Source organism: Scandinavium sp. (assembly GCF_036271055.1).
Lineage (GTDB): Bacteria > Pseudomonadota > Gammaproteobacteria > Enterobacterales > Enterobacteriaceae > Scandinavium.
This window is the reverse complement of the sequence record NZ_DATBBJ010000091.1, coordinates 1-24,445: the sequence shown is the minus strand read 5'-3', so window position 1 is coordinate 24,445 and position 24,445 is coordinate 1. Positions and strand designations below refer to the sequence as shown.

Annotated in this window: 25 protein-coding genes, 2 tRNA genes and 2 rRNA genes; 20 read left to right on the top strand and 9 right to left on the bottom strand. The window is 52.0% G+C overall.

Annotated elements, in window-relative coordinates:
* The 4 genes from VH187_RS19960 to dkgB all read left to right on the top strand — a co-directional run.
* Positions 1 to 201 (top strand): 23S ribosomal RNA (locus tag VH187_RS19960); the annotation flags it as partial.
* Positions 202 to 317: 116 nt separating this feature from the next.
* Positions 318 to 433: ribosomal RNA gene (rrf, locus tag VH187_RS19955) — 5S ribosomal RNA — on the top strand.
* Positions 434 to 623: 190 nt separating this feature from the next.
* Positions 624 to 700, top strand: a tRNA-Asp gene (locus tag VH187_RS19950).
* 163 nt (positions 701 to 863) lie between these two features.
* Positions 864 to 1,667 carry a 2,5-didehydrogluconate reductase DkgB gene (dkgB, locus tag VH187_RS19945; protein WP_329703184.1) on the top strand — a complete coding sequence of 268 codons (804 nt, stop codon included), beginning with the start codon at positions 864 to 866 and terminating at the stop codon, positions 1,665 to 1,667.
* A 30-nt stretch (positions 1,668 to 1,697) separates the two neighbouring features.
* Here dkgB and yafC read toward each other — a convergent pair whose 3' ends face one another.
* Positions 1,698 to 2,594 carry a DNA-binding transcriptional regulator YafC gene (gene yafC, locus VH187_RS19940; RefSeq protein ID WP_414714011.1) on the bottom strand — a complete coding sequence of 299 codons (897 nt, stop codon included), beginning with the start codon at positions 2,592 to 2,594 and terminating at the stop codon, positions 1,698 to 1,700.
* A 104-nt stretch (positions 2,595 to 2,698) separates the two neighbouring features.
* Between yafC and VH187_RS19935 the strand changes: the two genes are divergently transcribed.
* The 3 genes from VH187_RS19935 to VH187_RS19925 all read left to right on the top strand — a co-directional run bounded on the left by VH187_RS19935 (position 2,699) and on the right by VH187_RS19925 (position 5,671).
* On the top strand, positions 2,699 to 3,874 hold the full coding sequence (locus VH187_RS19935; RefSeq protein WP_329703183.1) for an MFS transporter: 1,176 nt from the start codon (positions 2,699 to 2,701) through the stop codon (positions 3,872 to 3,874).
* Between the two features lie 142 nt (positions 3,875 to 4,016).
* Positions 4,017 to 4,817: an endonuclease/exonuclease/phosphatase family protein gene (locus VH187_RS19930; protein WP_329703182.1), complete on the top strand. Its 801-nt coding sequence runs from the start codon at positions 4,017 to 4,019 to the stop codon at positions 4,815 to 4,817.
* Positions 4,818 to 4,900: 83 nt separating this feature from the next.
* Positions 4,901 to 5,671: a class I SAM-dependent methyltransferase gene (locus VH187_RS19925; RefSeq protein ID WP_329703181.1), complete on the top strand. Its 771-nt coding sequence runs from the start codon at positions 4,901 to 4,903 to the stop codon at positions 5,669 to 5,671.
* A 48-nt stretch (positions 5,672 to 5,719) separates the two neighbouring features.
* On the opposite strand, the gene mltD is transcribed toward VH187_RS19925, so the two are convergent.
* On the bottom strand, positions 5,720 to 7,084 hold the full coding sequence (gene mltD, locus VH187_RS19920) for a murein transglycosylase D (RefSeq protein WP_329703187.1): 1,365 nt from the start codon (positions 7,082 to 7,084) through the stop codon (positions 5,720 to 5,722).
* 72 nt (positions 7,085 to 7,156) lie between these two features.
* Complete coding sequence (gloB, locus tag VH187_RS19915; RefSeq protein WP_329703180.1) at positions 7,157 to 7,912, bottom strand: hydroxyacylglutathione hydrolase; 756 nt, start codon at positions 7,910 to 7,912, stop codon at positions 7,157 to 7,159.
* A 33-nt stretch (positions 7,913 to 7,945) separates the two neighbouring features.
* Here gloB and VH187_RS19910 point away from each other — a divergent pair, with 33 nt between their 5' ends.
* The gene (locus tag VH187_RS19910) at positions 7,946 to 8,668 is read left to right on the top strand and encodes a class I SAM-dependent methyltransferase (RefSeq protein ID WP_329703179.1); all 723 of its coding nucleotides are present in this window, start codon (positions 7,946 to 7,948) and stop codon (positions 8,666 to 8,668) included.
* On the opposite strand, the gene rnhA is transcribed toward VH187_RS19910, so the two are convergent.
* Positions 8,665 to 9,243: a ribonuclease HI gene (rnhA, locus tag VH187_RS19905; RefSeq protein ID WP_329703178.1), complete on the bottom strand. Its 579-nt coding sequence runs from the start codon at positions 9,241 to 9,243 to the stop codon at positions 8,665 to 8,667. The two genes, VH187_RS19910 and rnhA, sit on opposite strands and share 4 nt — an antisense overlap.
* Between rnhA and dnaQ the strand changes: the two genes are divergently transcribed.
* Complete coding sequence (gene dnaQ / locus VH187_RS19900; RefSeq protein ID WP_329703177.1) at positions 9,197 to 9,928, top strand: DNA polymerase III subunit epsilon; 732 nt, start codon at positions 9,197 to 9,199, stop codon at positions 9,926 to 9,928. The genes rnhA and dnaQ overlap by 47 nt on opposite strands.
* A 128-nt stretch (positions 9,929 to 10,056) precedes the next feature.
* Positions 10,057 to 10,133: transfer RNA gene (locus VH187_RS19895), tRNA-Asp, on the top strand.
* A 103-nt stretch (positions 10,134 to 10,236) separates the two neighbouring features.
* Here VH187_RS19895 and VH187_RS19890 read toward each other — a convergent pair.
* The 3 genes from VH187_RS19890 to fadE form a co-directional block, all read right to left on the bottom strand.
* The gene (locus tag VH187_RS19890) at positions 10,237 to 10,761 is read right to left on the bottom strand and encodes a rhodanese family protein (protein ID WP_329703176.1); all 525 of its coding nucleotides are present in this window, start codon (positions 10,759 to 10,761) and stop codon (positions 10,237 to 10,239) included.
* Positions 10,762 to 10,807: 46 nt separating this feature from the next.
* Positions 10,808 to 11,605, bottom strand: a complete 798-nt coding sequence (locus tag VH187_RS19885) for an amidohydrolase (protein WP_329703175.1) — start codon at positions 11,603 to 11,605, stop codon at positions 10,808 to 10,810.
* 173 nt (positions 11,606 to 11,778) lie between these two features.
* The gene (fadE, locus tag VH187_RS19880) at positions 11,779 to 14,223 is read right to left on the bottom strand and encodes an acyl-CoA dehydrogenase FadE (RefSeq protein ID WP_329703174.1); all 2,445 of its coding nucleotides are present in this window, start codon (positions 14,221 to 14,223) and stop codon (positions 11,779 to 11,781) included.
* A gap of 237 nt (positions 14,224 to 14,460) precedes the next feature.
* Between fadE and lpcA the strand changes: the two genes are divergently transcribed.
* Both lpcA and VH187_RS19870 read left to right on the top strand, forming a co-directional pair.
* A complete protein-coding gene (gene lpcA / locus VH187_RS19875) occupies positions 14,461 to 15,042 on the top strand; it encodes a D-sedoheptulose 7-phosphate isomerase (RefSeq protein ID WP_329703173.1) in 582 nt (193 codons plus the stop codon).
* 45 nt (positions 15,043 to 15,087) lie between these two features.
* The gene (locus VH187_RS19870) at positions 15,088 to 15,855 is read left to right on the top strand and encodes a class II glutamine amidotransferase (protein ID WP_329703172.1); all 768 of its coding nucleotides are present in this window, start codon (positions 15,088 to 15,090) and stop codon (positions 15,853 to 15,855) included.
* Here the strand turns inward: VH187_RS19870 and dpaA are convergent.
* Positions 15,826 to 16,563, bottom strand: coding sequence for a peptidoglycan meso-diaminopimelic acid protein amidase (dpaA, locus tag VH187_RS19865; RefSeq protein ID WP_329703171.1), 738 nt, complete (start codon positions 16,561 to 16,563; stop codon positions 15,826 to 15,828). The two genes, VH187_RS19870 and dpaA, sit on opposite strands and share 30 nt — an antisense overlap.
* Positions 16,564 to 16,974: 411 nt before the next feature.
* Here dpaA and VH187_RS19860 point away from each other — a divergent pair, with 411 nt between their 5' ends.
* The 8 genes from VH187_RS19860 (at position 16,975) to dinB (ending at position 24,240) form a co-directional block, all read left to right on the top strand.
* Complete coding sequence (locus VH187_RS19860) at positions 16,975 to 18,318, top strand: Na(+)-translocating NADH-quinone reductase subunit A (protein ID WP_329703170.1); 1,344 nt, start codon at positions 16,975 to 16,977, stop codon at positions 18,316 to 18,318.
* Between the two features lie 3 nt (positions 18,319 to 18,321).
* Positions 18,322 to 19,560: an NADH:ubiquinone reductase (Na(+)-transporting) subunit B gene (locus VH187_RS19855; protein ID WP_329703186.1), complete on the top strand. Its 1,239-nt coding sequence runs from the start codon at positions 18,322 to 18,324 to the stop codon at positions 19,558 to 19,560.
* A complete protein-coding gene (locus tag VH187_RS19850; RefSeq protein ID WP_329703169.1) occupies positions 19,553 to 20,347 on the top strand; it encodes a Na(+)-translocating NADH-quinone reductase subunit C in 795 nt (264 codons plus the stop codon). Before VH187_RS19855 ends, VH187_RS19850 begins: the two co-directional genes overlap by 8 nt.
* Positions 20,340 to 20,978: an NADH:ubiquinone reductase (Na(+)-transporting) subunit D gene (locus tag VH187_RS19845; RefSeq protein ID WP_329703168.1), complete on the top strand. Its 639-nt coding sequence runs from the start codon at positions 20,340 to 20,342 to the stop codon at positions 20,976 to 20,978. The genes VH187_RS19850 and VH187_RS19845 overlap by 8 nt, the downstream gene beginning before the upstream one ends.
* 6 nt (positions 20,979 to 20,984) lie before the next feature.
* Complete coding sequence (nqrE, locus tag VH187_RS19840) at positions 20,985 to 21,581, top strand: NADH:ubiquinone reductase (Na(+)-transporting) subunit E (protein ID WP_110511594.1); 597 nt, start codon at positions 20,985 to 20,987, stop codon at positions 21,579 to 21,581.
* A gap of 11 nt (positions 21,582 to 21,592) precedes the next feature.
* Positions 21,593 to 22,816 (top strand): NADH:ubiquinone reductase (Na(+)-transporting) subunit F, encoded by a 1,224-nt coding sequence (nqrF, locus tag VH187_RS19835; protein WP_329703167.1) that lies wholly within the window; start codon positions 21,593 to 21,595, stop codon positions 22,814 to 22,816.
* Positions 22,817 to 22,818: 2 nt separating this feature from the next.
* Complete coding sequence (gene nqrM / locus VH187_RS19830) at positions 22,819 to 23,034, top strand: (Na+)-NQR maturation NqrM (protein WP_329703185.1); 216 nt, start codon at positions 22,819 to 22,821, stop codon at positions 23,032 to 23,034.
* A gap of 147 nt (positions 23,035 to 23,181) precedes the next feature.
* Positions 23,182 to 24,240 carry a DNA polymerase IV gene (dinB, locus tag VH187_RS19825; RefSeq protein ID WP_329703166.1) on the top strand — a complete coding sequence of 353 codons (1,059 nt, stop codon included), beginning with the start codon at positions 23,182 to 23,184 and terminating at the stop codon, positions 24,238 to 24,240.
* Between the two features lie 102 nt (positions 24,241 to 24,342).
* On the opposite strand, the gene VH187_RS19820 is transcribed toward dinB, so the two are convergent.
* The coding region (locus VH187_RS19820) for a hypothetical protein (RefSeq protein WP_329702872.1) at positions 24,343 to 24,445 on the bottom strand (103 nt) is incomplete at its 5' end.

The window sequence follows — 24,445 nt, the reverse complement described above, 5'->3', positions numbered from 1 at the left end:
CAATGGCATTGCCCGGTAGCTAAATGCGGAAAAGATAAGTGCTGAAAGCATCTAAGCACGAAACTTGCCCCGAGATGAGTTCTCCCTGACACCCTGAGTGTCCTGAAGGAACGTTGAAGACTACGACGTTGATAGGCTGGGTGTGTAAGCGTAGCGATACGTTGAGCTAACCAGTACTAATGAACCGTGAGGCTTAACCTTACAACGCCGAAGCTGTTTTGGCGTGAAGCAGAGACGAAAGACGATTTTCAGCCTGATACAGATAATATTGATGTGCACAGGAATAGCCAAAAAGTGCGTATTGATAACAGAATTTGCCTGGCGGCAGTAGCGCGGTGGTCCCACCTGATCCCATGCCGAACTCAGAAGTGAAACGCCGTAGCGCCGATGGTAGTGTGGGGTCTCCCCATGCGAGAGTAGGGAACTGCCAGGCATTAAATTTAGAAAACCTGTGTATAAACTTCAGGGCATTCCCTACTCGATAAGAGAGTAGGAAAAAAGCGGACGCTTTTTAACGTTGCGAGCAACGGCCCGAAGGGTGAATCACGATGTGATTCATAAACTGCTAGGCATTAAATTAAGCAGTAAGCCGGAGCAATCTGGTAGTTGTAGAGAAATTCGGTGGAGCGGTAGTTCAGTCGGTTAGAATACCTGCCTGTCACGCAGGGGGTCGCGGGTTCGAGTCCCGTCCGTTCCGCCACTTATTGAAAGCCCTGAGCATTTGCTCAGGGCTTTTTCTTTTATATAAATCTTCTATTGTTGCCAATATCGCAAAAATCCTCTGCATTTTTGACTCTTTTTCTCCTTATTCAATCTTGCCATAATTCTCTGATAACACACACAAAGTGATTAAAGAGGAATAGATGACAATCCCTGCATTTGGTTTAGGTACTTTCCGTCTGAAAGACGACGTCGTTATCGCATCTGTGAAAACAGCCCTTGAGCTTGGTTATCGTGCTATCGATACCGCTCAAATTTACGATAATGAAGCTGCCGTGGGGCAGGCGATCGCAGAGAGCAACATTCCTCGAAGCGAATTGTTTATCACAACTAAAATTTGGACCGCAAATCTTGGCAAAGATACGTTAATCCCGAGCCTGAAAGAGAGTCTTACAAAACTGCAGACTGATTATGTGGATCTGACGTTGATCCACTGGCCTTCGCCAGAGGATGCTGTCTCAGTTGAAGAATTTATGCAGACACTTCTGGAAGCCAAGAAAAGTGGACTGACGCGCGAGATCGGAATTTCAAACTTCACTATCCCGCTAATGGAAAAAGCCATTGCGGCTGTCGGGGCAGAGAATATTGCAACAAACCAGATTGAACTTTCACCGTACCTGCAAAACCGCAAAGTAGTAGAGTGGGCAAAACAGCACGGAATTCACATCACGTCTTATATGACGCTGGCTTATGGAAAAGCGCTAAAAGATGAAGTTATTCAATCTATTGTGCAAAAGCATAACGCAACATCCGCGCAAGTGATCCTCGCGTGGGCGATGGGAGAAGGTTATGCTGTGATCCCTTCATCGACTAAACGTGAAAATCTGGCGAGTAATCTTCTGGCACAACAACTTACGCTGGATGATGATGACAGAGCAGCGATCGCCGCTCTGGAATGCAATGACCGACTGGTTAGCCCTGAAGGTCTGGCACCAGACTGGGACTAATAGCAATCGGGGGGATAAATTCCCCCTGTTTTATTTTTTCCGCTGGGCTTCATATTCGCTTAGAAAATCAATGAATGCTCTGATCCGCGTACTCACCGCCCGATCACTGTAATATACGGCGCTGAAGGGCATTTCCACCGGCAATCTTTTATCTGCCATCAACTCGACAAACTCTCCTCTGGCAATTTCTTTGTCCACCATAAAGTCCGACAGACAGGCAATACCATTTCCGCTCAGACAGAGCTGTTTCAGCGTTTCGCCGCTGTTAGACGAAATCCCTGACATGACTTCGTGCAACTGACCATCACAGCAAGAAAGCGGCCAGGTGTTCAGTGATGCCGGCTCTGTGAAGCCAAGGCAAAGATGTTCTTTGAGTTCTTCCACTGTTTCCGGTTTACCAAAACGCTTCAGATATTCAGGAGAGGCAATGATTTTCCGATAGCTGGTAAACAACGGGCGCGCGCGCAGGCTGGAGTCCGTTAGCGTCCCTGCACGGATCGCAACATCGACTTTACGCTCAATAAGATTGATGAACGTTTCGGATGAGACCAGCGATAGCGTGATTTCAGGGTAACGTTCGCGAAAAGGTTTGATCAGCGGCATCAGATAATGCAAAACCACAGGCGTAGCCGCATCAATCCGTAGCACTCCGCGTGGCGTATGTCGCGCTTCCATCAATTCATTTTCTGCCGCTGCCATTTCCTGCAAAACGCCCTGTATCCGACGGAAATAGCGCTCACCTTCTTCGGTCAAACTGAGCTGACGTGTGGTGCGGTTAAGCAGACTTACACCCAGTTTCGACTCCAGTTTTTTAACTGCACGGCTTACTGCCGAATTAGCCTGACCAAGCTGTTCTGCCGCCCGACTAAAACTGCCACTTTCAACCACCGCGACAAAAATCGCGATTTCTTCGGATGTCGCTCGCATTATTGCACCACTTGCAAAATTCTATTGATACTTTGGCCATTTTTGTTATTTAAACACTGGCGCATACTTCGTGTCATCTTAATCCTGATGATACGGAGTAAATTATGCCACTGGCGCTACTTGCCTTAACGATCAGTGCCTTTGCGATCGGCACGACTGAATTTGTGATAGTCGGACTCGTCCCGACGATAGCTGAACAACTGTCAGTTTCCTTGCCGTCTGCAGGATTGCTGGTTTCTATTTATGCACTTGGTGTGGCGATCGGCGCCCCGGTGCTGACAGCGCTAACGGGAAGTATGCCGCGTAAACGACTGCTGTTGGCGCTGATGGTGCTCTTTACCGCAGGCAACCTGTTGGCCTGGCAGGCTCCGGGTTATGGCACTCTGGTGGCAGCGCGCTTGCTGACTGGGCTCGCACACGGTGTCTTCTTCTCGATAGGATCAACGATTGCGACAAGCCTGGTGCCGAAGGAGAAGGCAGCATCTGCCATAGCCATTATGTTTGGTGGTTTGACCGTGGCGCTGGTGACGGGTGTACCTTTGGGAACCTTTATTGGTCAGGTATTTGGCTGGCGTGAAACATTCCTCGCGGTGTCATTATTGGGTGTGATTGCGTTGGTGAGTAGTCTTATCCTGGTCCCCAATAACATTCCGCAGCGTGCCATGGCGTCGCTACGTGAACAACTGCAAGTGCTCACTCACCCTCGTTTATTGATGATTTATGCGATCACTGCACTCGGATATGGCGGCGTTTTCACCGCCTTTACCTTCCTTGCGCCTATGATGCAAAACCTGGCAGGTTTCTCACCGAATGCCGTGAGCTGGATCCTGCTTGGCTACGGAGTTTCGGTAGCTATTGGCAACATTTGGGGCGGTAAACTCGCCGATAAGCACGGTGCGGTTCCGGCACTAAAAATCATCTTTGCGGCGTTGGTTGCTTTACTCCTGGTCTTCCAGTTTACGGCATCAATGCAATATGCAGCTTTGGCGACGGTGCTTATAATGGGTATCTTTGCTTTTGGGAACGTACCAGGCCTTCAGGTTTATGTGGTGCAAAAAGCTGAGCTCTACACTCCCTCTGCAGTAGACGTCGCGTCGGGCCTGAACATCGCGGCATTTAACGTAGGTATCGCCCTGGGCTCAATTATCGGGGGGCAAACGGTGGAACATTACGGTCTGGCGCAAACGCCCTGGATTGGTGCTGTCATCGTGATGGTTGCCTTCTTGTTGATTGGTATCAGTGGGCGTCTGGATAAGACGGCAAAAGTGACCGTGAGTTAAGTAGTCAGTCCTCATTTGCTTACAGTCTAAGGCGTATCTTTCTGGAAAATAGCGTTGAAACTGTGAGCAAAAATCCCTATAACAGAAGAACCACACTGCAATGACGGCGTGGTTTTTCTGTTATTGAGGTCAGAAACCTAAAGTGCGAAAAAATACCTATGCCATGCGTTATGTTGCCGGACAACCGGCCGAGAGGATCTTACCTCCCGGTTCGTTCGCGACTATTGGTAAGGCATTACCCGCCGGAGAGCCGTTGAGCAGCGAAGCAAAAATTCGCGTTCTGGTGTGGAATATTTTTAAGCAACAGCGTGCCGAATGGTTATCGGTGCTGAAAAATTTTGGCAAAGACGCGCATCTGGTTTTACTCCAGGAAGCGCAAACCACACCTGAACTGGTTCGATTCGCTACCACAAATTATCTCGCGGCCGATCAGGTTCCCGCTTTTGTTCTGCCACAACATCCGTCTGGCGTAATGACGTTATCGTCGGCGCATCCCGTTTACTGCTGCCCATTACGCGAACGTGAACCCATTCTGCGCTTAGCCAAATCGGCGTTGGTGACGGTTTATCCGCTGCCAGATTCGCGTTTGTTGATGGTCGTGAATATTCACGCAGTCAATTTCAGTCTCGGCGTAGACGTTTACAGTAAACAGCTGTTGCCGATTGGCGATCAAATTGCGCATCACAGCGGGCCGATCATTATGGCGGGTGATTTCAATGCCTGGAGCCGCCCGCGGATGAATGCGCTTTACCGCTTTGCGCGCGAAATGTCACTGCGTGAAGTCCGCTTTACAGACGATCAGCGCCGTCGCGCGTTTGGCCGTCCACTCGATTTTGTGTTCTACCGTGGTCTGAATGTGCATGAGGCTTCTGTTCTGGTCACTCGCGCATCCGATCACAATCCTCTACTAGTGGAATTCAGTCCCGGCAAACCTGAGCGATAAAGGTACGTCAGGTCTGCCGTGGGGCAGGCCTGTGCACGTAAGGTGCTGCCCTTTCATCACTCAACCAACCGAAGGACAGCACAATGACAACACAATCTCACCATAATAACGTCGACAAGCAATTTGGCTCCCAGGCGAGCGCCTATTTAACCAGTGCAGTACATGCGTCAGGACGTGATTTACAGCGTTTAGGCGAGCGTCTGAGTGCTTTCCCGCAAGCTCATGTACTGGATTTGGGATGTGGGGCAGGGCACGCGAGTTTTGCCGCTGCATCACATGTTGCGCATGTCACGGCTTACGATCTGTCGGCACAAATGCTGGAAGTGGTGAAACAGGCGGCGAAGGACAAAGGTCTGAGTAATATCACGACGTCTCAGGGATACGCCGAAATATTACCTTTTGATGATGCGTCCTATGATGTGGTGATCAGCCGTTATTCCGCGCACCACTGGCATGATGTGGGGCAGGCGCTTCGGGAGGTGAAGCGCGTGTTGAAACCAGGCGGCGTGTTTATCATCATGGATATTATGTCTCCAGGTCATCCGTTGCGAGATATCTGGCTGCAAACTGTCGAAGCGTTACGGGATACCTCGCATGTGTGCAATTACTCCAGCGGTGAATGGTTCTCAATGATCAACGATGCCGGCCTGGTCACCGATAACTTGATTGCCGACCGTTTATCACTCGAATACTGCTCTTGGGTTGCACGTATGCGAACGCCCGAAGCGCTGTGCGCTGCAATTCGCCTGTATCAGGACAGCGCATCTCAGGAAGTGAAGGAATATTTTGAGTTGCAGGAGGATGGATCGTTTACCAGCGATACCATCATGGCTGAGGCACATAAAGCGGTCTAAATAAAAAAGGCACCGAGCAATCGGTGCCTTTTTCGTTAAACAAATTTATCAGGAATCGGGTCTGTCGTTGTTTTTAACATATAACGTCAGTTGATCGCCCGGCTTCAGGTTATCGGTATCTTCGTTCCAGCGAACAACATCATTGATGTTGACGCCGTGACGCTTAGCAATACTCGACAGCGAATCCCCTTTGCGAACGCGATAAGTAATGCTATCGCTATTTTTCGCAAGGCGGCTTGCGCTGCTACCTGCGCCCACGGTCAAGCTTTGACCTACTTTCAGGTGTGAACCGCGCAGTGAGTTCCACTGCTGCAGATCTTTCGACGTCACTCCAAGGCGTGATGCAATACCTGAAAGTGTGTCACCTGAACGCACCTTATAGCTACGGCTGCTCATAGGCATATTTTCGGCGACCAGCGTCGGCTGAACTGCGGCGATATCGCCGGAGGCCAGAGACTCACGCAACTGATCGGCATGCTTCTGCGGCACCATGACATACTTTGGTCCGCTGGCTCCAAGGGTAGACCCCTTAACGCCTGCATTAAACGCCTTCAGCTTCTTCACCGAAATACCGGCCATATCCGCTACCTGTTTCACGTCAACTGGGTTTTCCAGTCGAACGCGAGCCAGTGCACGGCTTTCATCTGACGTAGGCAGTTGAACGCCATAGCGTTTGCTGTTTTTGAGAATATCACTCAATGCCAGCATTTTAGGCACGTAAATCTTCGTTTCCTGAGGTAAGGAGAGCGACCAGAAATCGGTAGGTTTACCCCGCGATTTATTCGCTTTCATTGCCTTCATAACACGACCTTCGCCACTGTTGTATGCCGCGACCGTTAACAACCAATCGCCGTCAAACATCTTGTTCAGACGCTGCATCATGTCGAGTGCTGCTGTAGTAGAAGCAACAATGTCACGACGCGCGTCGTATGCGCGGGTCTGTTTCAATCCATAATTGCGCCCTGTGCTCGGAATGATCTGCCAAATGCCTGCGGCATTGGCGCCAGACGTTGCATGGGGGTCAAAAGCGCTCTCCACTATGGGTAGTAGTACCAGTTCCATAGGCATGTTACGTTTCTTAACTTGCCCTGCTATCCAGTACATATACGGCTCTGCCCGTAAAGTTACATCGTGGAGATAGCTCTTATTGCGTAAATACTTCTGTTTTTGTTCGCGAATCCGGCCATTATCCGGAATTCCCATCTTCAGCTCGTCGCCAATGAAAGCCCACAAGTCCTGATCCTGCGCATAAGAGGTTCCATCGTCCAACCACCGCGCTTGACTTGCAAACTTTACTGCTTCCCCTTGACTAGCCGCAGAAAGGCTCTGTGCGTGCTGTTGTACGTTACCATCGCGATTGGCCTGGCAACCCACTAGCAGGACAGAGGCGAGTAATATCGCTCGTGCCTTCATGTGTGTGGTCAATAGTTGCTTAAAAGACGAGCGATAATAACGGTGAAACATCAAAAAGGCAACACCAGGCTTCTAGAAGTCATCTTTCTTTGACCGTAACCATGCAAAACGCTGCTCTGGTTGTTGCAACTTTGTTTCTTTGTTAATTTCTTTAATTAAATCAGTGTCATCCGTTCTGAGAAATACATTAATTTCTCGCTCATTTTTAAGAATTACGGGTAGTGTTATTTGGTTTTTTACTCGTAACCCCTTCACTTCTCTATAATAATCATTTATCGCTTGATCATGGGGCATAATACTCATTGCAAACTTCATATTTGCTAATGTGTATTCATGAGCGCAACAAACAATAGTATGGTCTGGAAGGGCGGTTAACTTTTGAAGTGACTGGTACATCTGCGTTGCCGTGCCTTCAAACAAGCGCCCACAGCCACCTGAGAATAAAGTGTCGCCTGAAAATAGATAAGGATCACTAAAGAAACAGATGTGGCCGGCAGTGTGACCGGGGGTCGCAATTACAGATAATTCGCATCCCAAAACAGAGACCGTATCGCCTTCTTTAACGATGTGAGTCGTGCCTTTATCTTGTGTTTCCTCAGGGCCGTACACCACTAAACTTGGGTATTTTTGCTTAAGTTCTTTTACGCCGCCAACGTGGTCATTGTGATGATGAGTCAGCAAAATGGCCTGGGGTTGCCAATGGTTTTCCGCAATGGCTTTCAAGATCGGGGCCGCTTCGCCGGGATCCACAATCAAACACTGACCATCATCCTGACTCAGAACCCAGATGTAGTTGTCCTGGAACGCGGGAATACTGTTAAGATTCATTAATTACCTCTCATAATGTTGCGGAAGGTTGTGATGAAACCGGCAAGGATACCTCTGAAGGTCACGGCGCCAGGCCACTGGGCGGAAATGCCCTGGGGCGAATACTATCGTGAAGCGCTGGAACTGCAGTTAAAGCCGTGGATGGCAAAACTCTATGGGTTTCATTTGCTTAAGATTGGCAATTTGAGCGCGGAAATCAATACCGATGCGTGCGCTATCTCCCACCAGGTCAGTGTCTCTCTGGATGGCGATCCGATTCACGTTAAGGCCGATCCGCTGCATTTGCCTTTTGCCGAGAAATCGGTGGATGCTTGCTTGCTGGCGCATACGTTGCCCTGGTGTCAGGATCCGCACAGTATGCTCCGGGAAGCTGACCGGGTGTTAATTGATGACGGATGGCTGATTATGACTGCATTCAACCCTGTGAGCCTAATGGGGTTGCGTAAGCTTGTGCCCATTCTACGCAATCGCATGCCTTATAATAGTCGGATGTTCAGCCTGATGCGTCAGCTTGACTGGCTAGGACTGCTCAATTTTGAAGTACTGCATCAGAGTCGCATTCAGGTGTTGCCGTGGAGCCGACAGGGCGGGCGGCTGTTGAGTACGCATTTGCCCGCACTGGGCTGTTTGCAGGTGATCGTGGCACGTAAAAGAACGGTGCCGCTGACACTCAACCCAATGCGGCAAAGCAAAGCGAAAACGCAAATTCGCCAGACGGTCGGTGCCACGCGGCAGTATCGAAAACCACAAGATTAACTTTCTTGTTTATAGCCTGTGTCGTCCTGTGTTGGGCTCATTGCCCCCGCGCGGGCAAGTTCATCACAACGCTCGTTTTCCGGGTGGCCGGCATGGCCTTTTACCCATTCCCACTGGATCTTATGTTGACTCAGTGCTGCATCAAGGCGCTGCCACAGATCGACGTTCTTCACCGGTTTTTTATCCGCCGTTTTCCAGCCGCGTTTTTTCCAGTTATGGATCCACTGAGTGATTCCCTGGCGAACGTACTGGCTGTCAGTACTCAGAACGATTTCGCAATGTTCCTTCAGTGCTTCCAGCGCCACGATAGCGGCCATCAACTCCATGCGGTTGTTGGTGGTGAGGTAATAACCGCCATTGAAGGTTTTTTCAGTCTGACGATAGCGTAAAATGGCGCCATAGCCGCCAGGCCCTGGATTACCGAGGCAAGAACCATCGGTGAAAATTTCTACCTGCTTAAGCATCTCTGGTAGACTTCCTTTAATTGAAATCGACATGAAAACGGTAAGTCTGACATAAATGAGCGATATGAGCACTGCAATTACCCGACAGATCGTCCTCGATACCGAAACCACCGGTATGAATCAGATTGGTGCGCATTACGAAGGGCACAAGATCATCGAGATCGGTGCGGTCGAAGTGATCAACCGCCGTTTAACGGGTAATAACTTCCACGTTTATCTTAAACCCGATCGCCTGGTCGACCCGGAAGCCTTTGGTGTTCACGGTATTGCCGATGAGTTTTTGCTCGACAAGCCCACGTTCGCTGATGTTGCCGATGAGTTTATTGAATATATTCGTGGCGCAGAGCTGGTCATTCATAACGCCTCGTTTGATATCGGCTTTATGGACTACGAGTTTGCCAAGCTCAATCGCGGCATTGCCAAGACCAATACGTTCTGCAAGGTTACTGATAGCCTGGCGTTGGCACGTAAAATGTTCCCCGGCAAGCGTAACAGCCTCGATGCGTTATGCTCGCGTTACGAAATAGACAACAGCAAACGTACGCTTCACGGCGCACTGCTTGATAGTCAGATTCTTGCTGACGTCTATTTGCTGATGACCGGTGGACAGACGTTGATGAAGTTTGCGATGGAAGGCGACAACCAACAGCAAGCGGGTGATACAGGGATTCAGCGCATTGTTCGCGCAGCCAGCCAGCTACGCGTGATTTCTGCGAGCGAAGAAGAGCTGGAAGCCCATGAATCGCGCCTCGATTTGGTGCAAAAGAAAGGTGGAAGCTGTCTCTGGCGTGCCTGAGAATGACAATCGTGCGTTGAAAATCAACGTATGGGCGATTTTTGCAGCAAACGATTCAAAACCTAAGAAAAAGCGTTGACGCACCATCGGCTAATCCGTAATATTCGCTGCGTTCCCAAGGGAACAGTGGAGCGGTAGTTCAGTCGGTTAGAATACCTGCCTGTCACGCAGGGGGTCGCGGGTTCGAGTCCCGTCCGTTCCGCCACTATTCAGAAGGCCTGAATCAGCAATGATTCAGGCCTTTGTCGTTTCTGAAAAGCTTAAAAAGAACCCCGTCAACGCGAGAGGTTAACAGGGCTATTTTACCGCTAGCGACGATTCCAGGGCATCGCGCCAAGCAAGCGTGCCATCCCGCAAAAACCGCTGATACCCGCGAATATCAGACCCGCGCCAACAAAGCCTGACAGCAAAAAGAATGCCTGATCAACGCTATAGCCCAGTACCACACCAATCAAGATCAGCGTCCCGGCGACAATTTGTACCTGACGCATGATCGGCAGCGGCTGTGATTTGTCGGCTACAATCCCTTGCCCTAATTTCTTCCAGCCGTTTAAACCGCCTTCCAGGAAAAACACTTTTGCGGGAGCGACGGCGGCGGCCAGTTTCTGCTCGTTCTGAGCGGTGCGGTTACCGGACTGACAGTAAAAAATCACCGTATCGTAAGCTTCGAAGGGGCCAAGTCGATCGCCATTTTCGATAGCGGAAAGGGAGAGTAAATGTGCTTCGGGAATATTTTCGCGAGCATATTCATCCGGTTCACGAATATCGATCAGGGCCGCACCCTGCGCCAGACGTGTTTTGGCGTCAGCGGGTGAAATGTGTTGAATGGTCATAAGCTCCCTTTTGGATAACCCGGCTATTTTATAAGGTGATCCTACCCTATTTATTCGTTTCTGTGTCAGCCGGGCCGGCGAGGGTAAACGTATCAGCATCTTGCCATGCCGGAAACTTCTCGCGGTACTCTGTTAGCGCGGTGAGTGACAGTTCAGCATGAATATGGGTTGCCTGATGCGGTTCGGCGGTGGCGATGATTTCACCTTGAGGATTAATCACCCGGCTGTCGCCGCGATAGTGATGTCCGTTACCGTCGGTGCCGACACGATTACAGCCTACGATATAAGCCTGATTCTCAATGGCTCGGGCGGTCAACAACGCCTGCCAGTGCAGCGAGCGCGGGGCAGGCCAGTTGGCGACATACAGCACCAGATCGTAGTCATTGCGATTACGCGACCACACCGGGAAACGCAGGTCGTAACAGACCAGCGGCAGGATACGCCAGCCGCGCCACTCAAATACTACGCGCTCGGTGCCTGCTTCATAGTGATGATGCTCATCCGCCATGCGGAACAGGTGGCGCTTATCGTAGCGATGCACCTTGCCGTCCGGCTCAACCAGTAAAAAACGGTTTACCGGGCCACGTTCACTTTGTAATGCGGCGCTGCCTGCAATCAACGCATCAGTTTGCTGCGCTTTTTCATGCATCCACGCGACAACCTCCGCTTCAGGCAGCGACTGAACTGCGGCTTCCATCGCAAAACCGGTGGTAAACATTTCAGGTAGCACAATCAGATCGCGTCCGTGAGTCTCTTCCAGTTGGCGGTCGAAATGACGCAGGTTGGCGGGACCGTCCATCCACACCAGAGGCTGTTGCAATACTGTTACTTTTAGGTTGGACACAGTGAGAAACTCCCGGTACAAGGCAAACGAATCATCTCTCTACCTTATCAGGGCATGGCGAGAGTGCGTAACATTTCAATAAAAAAAGCGGAGAAGATTCTCCGCTTTGAGTGTGAGTGCGCGATGCGACTTTTAGACCGGGTGATCACCCGGCCTTGTCGTTATAGATGACGCTACGCGGCTTCAATCTTGCGCACTTTCTCTGGCAGCTTTACCGGTTTGGTCGCCAGCGCGTCCGGCTCGAAGTCATCCACATTGATACTGCGCAGACGGCTGGTTTCGGCTTTGGTCAGGACATCGGCTTCAGCCTGGTCAATCAGACCTTTCGCCAGTGCATTACGCGCCAGTTCATCAAGACGGGTGAACGGCAAGTTCTTGCCAATTTCTTTGCAGATCCGTTGATGAATCGGGTCTGCGGCCATCACGTCAATCAACGCTTCTTCTAACAGGCCAACCGGGTTGTGCTCGCTCGGTGTCAGATATTGTCCGCGACCGATACGCGAACGGGTGGCGCTCGGTACCTGCAAGATTTTCGCGACGGCGTGGTCAAGCTTGTCTGACGGTGCGGCATAATGACGGCCTGTCGGGAAGATGACGAAGCCCAACACGCCTGCCACAAATCGGTTAGGGAAGTTACGCAGCAGATCGTCCATCGCCTGTTCTGCCTGATGCAGCGCATCCTGCACGCCCCAATGCACCAGCGGCAGATCCGCTTCGTTACGACCTTCATCGTCATAGCGTTTCAGCGTCGCAGAAGCCAGATACAGCTGGCTCAGCACATCCCCCAGACGAGCGGAGATACGCTCACGGCGTTTCAGGCTGCCACCCAGAACGGCCATCGACACGTCTGACAGCAGCGCCAGGTTAGCGCTCAGGCGGTTCAGGTGTTGATAGTAGCGACGGGTTGCGTCGTGAGTCGGCGTGCTGCTTGTCAGACCGCGAGTCAAACCGAGCCAGAAGCTACGCACTTTGTTGCTGCCGACGTGACCAATATGTTTGAACAGTAACTGGTCGAAGGCGTTCAGATCTTTATTCTGCGCCGCAGCCATCTCTTCCAGCACATACGGATGGCAACGGATAGCGCCCTGGCCGAAGATCATCATGCTGCGAGTCAGGATATTTGCGCCTTCCACCGTGATAGCAATCGGTGCGCCCTGATAAGCACGGGCGAGGAAGTTGCCTTCACCCAGCATAATGCCTTTGCCGCCAGTGATATCCATCGCATCAATAATTGACTGCTGGCCACGGTGGGTACAGTGATACTTCACAATGGCAGACAGTACCGCCGGTTTTTCACCGAGCATGATGCCGTAGGTGATAAGTGATGCTGCGGCATCCATCACGTAGGCGTTGCCTGCGATACGCGCCAGCGGCTCTTCAATCCCTTCCATTTTACCGATGGAGATTTTGAACTGACGGCGAATATGCGCATAAGCACCGGTTGCCATCGCGACTGATTTCACGCCGCCCGTTGAGTTCGATGGCAGGGTAATGCCGCGACCCACAGAGAGGCATTCCACCAGCATACGCCAGCCCTGACCGGCCATTTTTGGCCCGCCGATGATAAAATCGATCGGTACGAAAATGTCCTGGCCGCGCGTTGGCCCGTTCTGGAACGGCACGTTGAGCGGGAAGTGACGACGGCCAATTTCCACGCCCGGTGTACCGGTTGGGATCAGGGCGCAGGTAATGCCCAAGTCTTCTTCACCGCCCAGCAGTTTGTCCGGGTCAGAGAGTTTGAACGCGAGGCCAAGCACGGTCGCAATCGGTGCCAGCGTAATGTAGCGTTTGTTCCAGGTGAGGCGCATACCGAGCACCTGTTCACCTTGCCATTCACCCATGCATACCACGCCGGTATCCGGGATCGCACCTGCATCAGAACCCGCTTCCGGGCTGGTTAAGGCGAAACAAGGAATTTCCAGACCTTTGGCGAGACGCGGCAGATAATGATTTTTCTGCTCGTCGGTGCCGTAATGTTGCAGCAATTCACCCGGCCCGAGAGAGTTTGGCACGCCGACGGTGATCGCCAGGATCCCGGACACACCCGACAGTTTTTGCAGCACACGAGATTGTGCGTAAGCCGAGAACTCAAGCCCGCCGTACTCTTTCTTAATGATCATGGCGAAGAAGCGGTGTTCTTTCAGATACGCCCACAGTGCCGGTGGCAAATCAGCCAGCTCGTGGGTAATCTCAAAATCGTTCGCCATACGGCAGGCTTCTTCCACCGGGCCATCGATAAACGCCTGTTCTTCCGGCGTTAAACGCGGCTGCGGATAGTTATGCAGCTTTTTCCAGTCCGGGTTACCTTGGAACAAATCGCCTTCCCACCAGGTGGTGCCCGCATCGATCGCTTCTTTCTCGGTGCGTGACATCGGCGGCATCACTTTGCTGAACGTACGGAAGACCGGGGCAGAAATCATCGCCTTACGCATCGGCGGCAAATTAAACGGCAACAGGATAATCGCCAGCGGCACCAGCAGCCAAATATTCCAAAGACCCGCAGCGCCCAGCGCACCGGTCCAGACCAGAAGAATGAGGCTACTCAACAACAGGTTCACCCGGTGATAGAACAGCACACCGAGTAACACGATGGTTGCAACAATACTCAAAATCATCATAAAGAAATGCTCCCTTGCTTGTAGGAGGTCTGACCACTTGTGATGATATGGTTGTAGTAGATGTTATTTTCTTTATCAATACATTCACAAAATAATTACAACGTAGCTCACACTGTTGCCGTTAATAGGGGCACGGAAAATCAAAAGCGGGTGGGATAAGCGAGCGGAATACTTCTCGCTTCATCCGCTATCCGTTACACTGCTGAGGTTAATAATCAAAGCGGAAGGATTATCCTCATGTACCAGGATCTTATTCGTAACGAACTGAATGAAGCAGCGGAAACTCTGGCCAATTTCCTGGCCGACGAAGCGAACATCCATGCGATTCAGCGTGCGGCAGTCTTGCTGGCAGACAGCTTTAAAGCGGGCGGGAAAGTGCTCTCCTGCGGTAATGGTGGCTCACATTGTGATGCAATGCACTTCGCGGAAGAGCTGACCGGGCGCTACCGCGAAAACCGTCCAGGCTACCCGGCGATTGCGATTTCCGACGTCAGCCATCTCTCTTGCGTCAGCAACGATTTCGGCTATGAATACGTGTTCTCTCGCTACGTTGAGTCCGTAGGCCGTGCGGGTGATGTGCTGTTTGGCATCTCCACTTCTGGCAATTCAGGCAACGTGATTAAAGCGATTGAAGCCGCGCGTGCGCAGGGTATGAAAGTTATCACCCTGACCGGGAAAGATGGCGGCAAAATGGACGGCTCCGCAGATGTAGAAATTCGCGTGCCGCATTTTGGCTACGCCGACCGTATTCAGGAAATTCATATTAAGATTATCCATATCCTGATTATGTTGATCGAAAAAGAGATGGTAAAAGCATAAGTGGTCGCGGGGGGCGACCCCGTTTTATGTGACGTGAGGTGAACTATGTGCGAACTGCTCGGGATGAGCGCCAATGTGCCGACCGATATCTGCTTTAGTTTTACCGGGCTGGTTCAGCGCGGGGGCGGCACCGGGCCGCATAAAGACGGCTGGGGCATCACCTTCTATGAAGGCAAAGGCTGTCGCACATTTAAGGATCCGCAACCGAGCTTCCAGTCGCCCATCGCCAGACTGGTGCAGGACTATCCGATAAAATCCTGTTCGGTGATAGCCCATATTCGCCAGGCCAACCGTGGTGAAGTGGCGCTCGAAAATACCCATCCGTTTACCCGAGAACTATGGGGCCGCAACTGGACTTACGCCCATAACGGGCAGCTCACCGCATACAAATCTCTGGAAACAGGCCAGTTCCGCCCCGTTGGCGAAACGGACAGCGAAAAAGCTTTTTGCTGGCTTCTACATAAACTCACCAGCCGCTATCCGCGTACGCCAGGCAATATGAACAGTGTGTTCAAGTACATTGCTTCACTGGCTTCTGAGCTGCGGGAAAAGGGCGTGTTTAATATGCTGCTATCGGATGGCCGCTATGTGATGGCGTTCTGTTCGACGAATCTTTACTGGATCACGCGGCGGGCGCCATTTGGTGTGGCGACGTTATTGGATCAGGACGTGGAGATTGATTTTCAACGGGAAACCACACCAAACGATGTGGTCACCGTGATTGCCACTCAGCCGCTAACGGGCAATGAAACTTGGCACAAAATCATGCCAGGCGAGTGGGCTTTATTTTGTCTCGGGGAGCGCGTAGTTTGATGCCAGTTGCGAGCGGACTTCGTGGCTCAGTGGCTTGCTAACGACATAACGTCCATCTTGCACTGACACCATTGGCGGTTTGTGCGTCTGTTCGAAGTAGTCGTATCCCGGCTTCAGCTGCGCCCAGAAATCCTTGTAGTACGAGAATTTGTGGCGCTGCATATTGGCGTCGGTCATGCGGAACGGATAGATGCTGACCTGCACGTTTGACTGACCAAACACCAGCGCACCAGTCACAAACTGGAAAATCTCATCAATGCCCGTGTCAGTCATGGCATAGCAGCCAATCGACACGCAGGCACCGTGGATCATCAGATATTTCCCTTCATAGCCGTGGGCGCGATCGTAAGCGTTCGGAAAACCAATATTAATGGCTTTATAGAAACGGCTGTCCGGCTTGAGCTGGTTGCGGGAAACGTTATAGAACCCTTCCGGCGATTTGAAATCACCCTGACGCTGTTTTGGCCCCAGTCCACCGGAATAGTTGCAGATTTTGTAGCTGTCGAGCAGCTGATACGTCTCACCCATCTTCACGTACAGATCAAGGGAACGCTCTTCTTTGAAGATCTGGATATAAACCGGAGATCCCATTAATTGCTGTTTATATTCTTTGCTGACCGGCGTGGTCGAGCTATTACTGCTAAGCAAACCGGCAAACGAAACGCACGGGATCAACAGCATCGCAAGTAACAATGCGATTTTGCGCATACTACATGTTCCTTGATAAAACGGTGGAGACAGGCCGGGCGGCCCAAATTAGAGCCCAAAATCAGAATAGTCTTGATTTGGTGCGCTCACATTAGCATCACCAAAGTTTTTCGCAAGTCTGGACAATCGGGTTTACAAATTACTTTTACTCTTATACCGCTTTTTTGGTTGTTTCGCAGTCAGAACTTTGCGCATTCGCTCGCAAAACCCGACCTGCAAGCGGCGTAAAGGCTGCGTTTCGACCAGACATCCTGTAAACTTACGGCGTTTCACGACCAGGTTAAGAAAGGATGCTTTACTCTCATCGTACTGTCGCCAGCAGCGCATTCTGGCATCGGTTTTTCCTTTCTTGTTTTCTTATCTCTACGCTGGGTTTAGTGACAGTAACGTTTACGGATACCTGCTAACGACATGATTAAAATCACAAAAGGGCTAAATTTGCCCATCGCTGGCGCACCATCGCAACACATAGCCGAAAGCGCGAACGTCTCGCGCGTGGCTGTGCTTGGCGAAGACTATCTTGGCATGCGCCCCTCAATGACCGTTCAGGAAGGCGATCGCGTCCTTAAAGGACAAGTGCTGTTTGAAGACAAAAAGAATCCCGGCGTGCGTTTCACCGCGCCGGCAAGCGGCGTTGTCAGCGCCATTCATCGCGGCGAACGTCGCGTACTTCAGTCTGTCGTCATTGATATCGACGGTGACGATGCTGTCAACTTCCCCCGTTTCGATACGGCGGATTTAGCCACGCTGACGCGCGAAACGGTCCAGCAGCAGCTGCTGGAATCGGGTCTGTGGACCAGTCTGCGCACCCGTCCGTTCAGTAAAATACCTTCACCCGACAGCGTACCGGCAGCAATTTTTGTCACCGCGATCGACACCAATCCGCTGGCGGCAGATCCCCAGCCGATAATCTATCAGCATCGCGAAGCGTTTAACGCCGGGCTGACCGTATTGACGCGTCTGACCGAAGGCAAAATCCACGTTTGCCAGGCAAGCGGTGGCAAGCTTGGTGGTCATCCTGCCGGGCAGGTGACGTTTAATGAGTTCGGTGGGCCACATCCGGCGGGGTTGCCGGGCACACACATTCATTTCCTCGAACCCGTTAGCCTGACGAAACATGTCTGGCATCTGAACTACCAGGATGTTATCGCCATCGGCAAACTGTTCGTTGAGGGCAATTTGTGGAACGAACGAGTGATTGCGCTCGCAGGGCCGCAAGTGAAAACCCCGCGTCTGGTGAAAACTATTGTTGGCGCAAGTCTGGAACAACTGCTGGTGGATGAACTGGCGGAAGGCGAAAACCGTGTTATTTCCGGTTCCGTATTAAGCGGGACTCACGCTCAGGGGCCATACGCATTCCTTGGGCGCTATCACTTACAGGTGAGCGTCGTCAAAGAAGGGCGTGAGAAAGAACTTTTTGGTTGGGTAATGCCAGGCAAAGACAAGTTCTCGATTACCCGCACCACGCTCGGCCACTTCCTCAAGCGCAAGCTGTTTAACTTCTCGACCGATACCAACGGTGGCGAGCGTGCGATGGTGCCAATTGGCAACTACGAGCGCGTCATGCCGCTGGATATTCTGCCGACGCATCTGCTGCGTGATTTGCTGGCGGGTGATACCGACAGCGCACAGGCGCTGGGGTGTCTGGAGCTTGACGAAGAAGATTTGGCGCTCTGCACCTACGTTTGCCCGGCGAAATACGAGTACGGACCGGTGCTGCGTGACGTCTTAACCCGCATTGAGCAGGAAGGATAAGTGATGGGCTTGAAAAATCTGCTGGAAAAAATTGAGCCGCACTTCACCCACGGCGGCAAACTGGAAAAATATTATCCGTTGTATGAAGCGGCAGCGACCATCTTCTATACGCCGGGTCAGGTGACCAAGGGCGCATCTCACGTCCGTGATGCCATCGACCTGAAACGTATGATGATTCTGGTGTGGCTCGCGGTGTTCCCGGCCATGTTCTGGGGCATGTACAACGTTGGTCTGCAAACTATCCCTGCGCTGCATAAATTGTATGGTGCAGAACAACTACAACAGGTGATTGCCAGCCACTGGCATTACAGCGTAGCGCAATGGCTTGGCGTGAGTTTTGCACCAGACGCGGGCTGGTTGAGCATGATGGGGCTGGGCGCGGTGTACTTCCTGCCTATTTACCTCACCGTGTTTCTCGTCGGCGGTTTCTGGGAAGTGTTGTTCTCTATCGTGCGTAAGCACGAAATCAACGAAGGTTTCTTTGTAACCTCGATTCTGTTCGCGCTGATCGTGCCGCCAACGTTGCCGTTATGGCAGGCCGCTCTCGGCATCAGCTTCGGCGTGGTTATCGGCAAAGAGATCTTCGGCGGCACTGGCCGTAACTTCCTCAACCCGGCGCTTGCAGGGCGTGCGTTCCTGTTCTTCGCTTACCCGGCGCAAATCTCTGGCGACCTGGTGTGGACTGCCGCAGACGGTTTTTCCGGTGCAACCCCGCTTTCTCAGTGGGCAAGCCACGGCGGCGAAGCGCTGATGAACCTCACCAGCGGACAGCCTGTTACCTGGCTTGATGCTTTCATCGGTAACCTGCCTGGTTCTATTGGTGAAGTTTCGACGCTAATGATCCTGCTTGGCGGGGCCATCATTATCTTCGGTCGTGTCGCGTCCTGGCGCATTGTGGCGGGCGTGATGCTCGGCATGATTGCTACCGCTACGCTGTTCAATCTGATCGGTTCAGCCACCAACCCGATGTTCTCCATGCCGTGGTACTGGCATCTGGTGCTCGGCGGTTTTGCCTTTGGCATGATGTTTATGGCGACCGACCCGGTGTCGGCGTCGTTCACCGATAAAGGGAAATGGTGTTACGGCGCACTGATTGGCGCGATGTGTGTGCTGATCCGCGTTGTGAACCCGGCCTATCCGGAAGGAATGATGCTGGCAATTCTGTTTGCCAACCTCTTTGCACCGCTGTTCGATTACCTGGTGGTGCAGGCCAATATCAAGCGGAGGAAGTCGCGTGGCTGAAGTAAAAAGTAACGATAGCACCGGCAAAACGCTGCTGGTGGTGCTGGTGCTCTGCCTGGTCTGCTCGGTTATCGTGGCCGGGTCAGCGGTGGGGCTGAAGCCTCGCCAGCAAGAACAAAAGGCGCTGGATAAACAGCGTAACATTCTGTCTGTTACCGGGCTGATGCAGCCGGAAATGAAACCAGATGAAGTTGCCTCTGTTTTTGCCGAACGCATTACCCCTCGCTTGCTGGATTTGAAAAGCGGCGACTTGCTCAATAAAGATCCCGCCTCCTTTAATCAAGGGCTGGCGTTGAAAGACCCTGCGCAAAGCACGGAGCTTGACGCCAGTGAAGATCCCGCTGGTATCAAACGCCGTACCAACGTGGTCGAAATCTATCTGGTAAAAGACAGCCAGCAGAAAGTAGAACAGGTGGTGCTGCCGATTTACGGGCACGGGCTCTGGTCGACGATGTATGCGTTTGTGGCGCTGAGCACTGATGGCCGCACGGTCAAAGGCATTACTTACTACGATCAAGGGGAAACCCCTGGCCTTGGTGGTGAAGTCGAAAACCCATCCTGGCGTAAGCAGTTTATCGGTAAAAAAGTCCTCGATGATAACGGGTTGCCAGCATTGAAAGTGGTTAAAGGCGGTGCACGTCAGGGCGACGAATACGCAGTTGACGGGCTTTCCGGCGCAACGCTGACGTCGAACGGCGTACAGCACAGTTTCGATTTCTGGATGGGCGAGCAGGGCTTTGGTCCTTTCCTCAAACAGATGCGTGAAGGAGGCCTGAACAATGGCTGAGCTCGGTGATATGAAAGAAGTAAAACGGGTGCTCGTTGGGCCGTTGGTTTCCAACAACCCGATTGCACTCCAGGTGTTGGGCGTTTGCTCGGCGCTGGCGGTGACCACCAAACTGGAAACCGCTTTCGTGATGACCATCGCGGTAACGCTGGTGACGGCATTTTCAAGCATGTTCATCTCGATGATCCGCCATCACATCCCGAACAGTGTGCGCATCATCGTGCAGATGGCAATTATCGCCTCGCTGGTGATCGTGGTCGATCAACTGCTGCGCGCATATGCCTATGAAGTTTCCAAACAGCTGTCGGTGTTTGTCGGGCTGATTATCACCAACTGTATCGTGATGGGCCGCGCCGAGGCCTATGCCATGAAGTCACCGCCGCTGGCGAGCTTTATGGACGGCATCGGCAATGGTCTCGGTTATGGTGCGATCCTGATTATCGTCGGCTTCCTTCGTGAACTGATTGGCAGCGGAAAACTGTTCGGTGTGACCGTCCTGCAAACTGTGCAGAACGGCGGCTGGTATCAGCCGAACGGCCTGTTCCTGCTCGCCCCGAGCGCATTCTTCATTATCGGTCTGCTGATCTGGGCGCTGCGCAGCTGGAAGCCGGAACAGCAGGAGAAGGAGTAACCGATTATGGCTCATTACATTAGTCTTTTTGTCCGCGCAGTGTTCGTTGAGAACATGGCGTTGGCCTTCTTCCTCGGCATGTGTACGTTCCTCGCCGTATCGAAGAAAGTCTCTACCGCGTTTGGTTTGGGTGTGGCGGTTACGGTGGTACTCGGCATTTCTGTACCAGTCAATAACCTGATTTATAACCTCGTGCTGCGTGATGGCGCGCTGGTTGAAGGCGTTGATCTCAGCTTCCTCAACTTCATCACCTTTATCGGTGTGATTGCGGCGCTGGTACAAATCCTGGAGATGATCCTCGATAAGTATTTCCCGTCGTTGTACAACGCGCTAGGGATCTTCCTGCCGCTGATTGCCGTTAACTGCGCCATCTTCGGTGGTGTATCGTTCATGGTTCAGCGCGACTACAACTTCCCTGAGTCTATCGTTTACGGGTTTGGCTCCGGTATTGGCTGGATGCTGGCGATTGTAGCGATGGCCGGGATCCGCGAGAAAATGAAATACGCCAACGTGCCCGCAGGACTGCGCGGCTTAGGGATCACCTTTATCACCACCGGATTGATGGCACTGGGCTTTATGTCATTCTCCGGCGTGCAGCTATAAGGGCGTAATTAATGGAAATTATTCTTGGCGTGGTGATGTTCACGCTGATTGTTCTGGCGCTGTCGTTACTGATTCTGGCGGCGCGCGCGAAGCTGGTGAATTCCGGCGACGTAGTCATTGAAATCAACAATGAAGCGGACAAGCAAATCCGTACCCCGGCGGGCGATAAGCTGCTCAATACGCTGTCGAACAATGGGATTTTCGTTTCATCTGCCTGTGGCGGCGGCGGTTCTTGCGGCCAGTGCCGTGTCACCATCAAAGAGGGCGGTGGAGATATTCTGCCGACTGAGCTTTCGCATATCAGTAAGCGTGAAGCGAAAGAGGGCTGTCGTCTGGCCTGCCAGGTTGCTGTGCGTCAGGACATGAAAATCGAGCTGCCGGAAGAGATCTTTGGCGTGAAGAAATGGGAGTGCGAAGTTATCTCCAACGATAACAAAGCGACTTTCATCAAAGAGCTAAAACTGGCGATCCCGGAAGGCGAAAGTGTGCCGTTCCGTGCGGGCGGTTATATTCAGATCGAATGCCCGTCGCACAAAGTGGCGTATGCGGATTTTGACGTGCCGGAGGAGTATCGCGGTGACTGGGATAAATTCAATCTGTTCCGTTATGTCTCTGAGGTGAACGAACCGACGCTGCGCGCCTATTCGATGGCGAACTATCCGGACGAAAAAGGCATCATCATGCTCAACGTCCGTATCGCTACGCCGCCGCCATCCGCTCCAGATGTGCCTCCGGGCATTATGTCGTCTTATATCTGGTCGCTGAAAGCGGGCGATAAAGTGACGATTTCCGGGCCGTTTGGGGAGTTCTTTGCCAAAGACACCGACGCCGAGATGGTGTTTATCGGTGGTGGGGCAGGGATGGCGCCAATGCGTTCGCACATTTTCGATCAGCTCAAACGCCTTAGCAGCCAGCGTAAAATCAGTTTCTGGTACGGTGCACGTTCACTGCGTGAAATGTTCTATGACGACGAGTTTGAACAACTGGCGCGTGAGAACCCGAACTTTACCTTCCACGTGGCACTGTCCGATCCGCAGCCGGAAGATAACTGGACCGGGCATACCGGGTTCATTCATAACGTGCTATATGAGAACTACCTCAAGCATCACAACGCGCCGGAAGACTGTGAGTTCTACATGTGTGGACCGCCGGTCATGAATGCCGCCGTGATCAGAATGCTTAAAGATCTCGGCGTTGAGGATGAAAACATCATGCTCGACGATTTCGGAGGCTGATGATGTTAACGGTATTTCTGGCGACTTTTGCGGTTTTCGTGCTGGTTATTCTTGGCATGTCGCTTGGCTATCTGGTGAAGCGTAAAAGCCTCCAGGGCAGCTGCGGTGGCATCTCATCGCTCGGGCTGGAAAAGGTATGTGACTGTCCGGAGCCGTGCGATGCACGCAAAAAACGGATGGCTCGCGAGGCTCAGCGCCAGCAAAACCGGATCATCTGATTTATTCTCTGCAGGCGTAGTCTCTACGAATAAAAGGCCGGATTGACGATGTTAATCCGGCCTTTTTGATCCCAATATCACCTTTCCACACTTCGCATTAGCGATAATTTAACTGTATACTTAACCAGTAATGATTGAGGGCTGAGTATGCGCAAAATTATCCATGTTGATATGGACTGCTTTTTTGCCGCGGTAGAAATGCGGGATAATCCAGCCCTGCGCGATATTCCGATAGCCATCGGCGGTAGTCGAGAACGGCGGGGGGTTATCAGCACTGCCAATTATCCGGCACGAAAGTTCGGCGTGCGCAGCGCGATGCCTACCGGAATGGCACTCAAACTCTGCCCTCATCTCACGCTTCTGCCAGGCCGTTTTGATGCTTACAAAGAAGCGTCCATCCATATCCGTGAAATTTTCTCGCGTTACACCTCTTTGATTGAACCCTTATCGCTTGATGAGGCCTATCTCGATGTCAGTGACAGCACGCACTGCCAAGGTTCGGCCACGCTGATGGCACAGGAAATTCGCCAGACCATTCATCGTGAGTTGGATCTCACCGCCTCGGCTGGCGTGGCTCCGGTGAAATTTCTTGCCAAAATAGCCTCCGATCTCAACAAGCCTAACGGGCAATATGTGATTACTCCCGATGAAGTGCCTGCGTTTTTGAAAACACTGACACTGTCGAAAATCCCCGGCGTCGGAAAAGTTTCTGCGGCGAAGCTCGAAAATATGGGATTGCGTACCTGCGAAGATGTGCAGAATAGCGACCTGGCGATGCTGCTCAAACGCTTTGGGAAGTTTGGCCGGATATTGTGGGAGCGCAGTAACGGCATCGATGAGCGCGATGTTAACAATGAGCGTTTGCGTAAATCGATAGGTGTCGAACGCACGCTGGCGGAAGACATTCACGACTGGTCCGACTGTGAGGCGATTATTACGCGTCAGTTATATCCTGAGCTTGAGCGCAGGCTTGCGAAAGTGAAACCCGATTTGTTGATTGCCCGTCAGGGCGTAAAGCTTAAATTCAATGATTTCCAGCAGACCACGCAGGAACACGTCTGGCCGAAGCTCAACCAGGATGATTTGATTGCGACGGCGTATAAAACCTGGCACGAACGGCGAGGTGAGCGCGGCGTTCGGCTGGTGGGGTTACACGTTACGTTGTTGGATCCGCAACTGGAAAGGCAGTTGGTGTTGGGGTTGTGAGAAATGCCGCCCGGCAATGCCCGGAAAGTTTGCATCACGGCCCAGAACTAAAAAGCCTCCTTGCGGAGTAATGCCAGTCAGTTAAGCGACTGACTGGCTGTTTTATATGGCTTTTCTGTACTTGTAGGGCCTTTCCTTTACCACTCTCGGGAAGGCTCTTTCTCTTCTTGTTGGCAGTTTTACCATCTGCGCCATGCTTTCCATA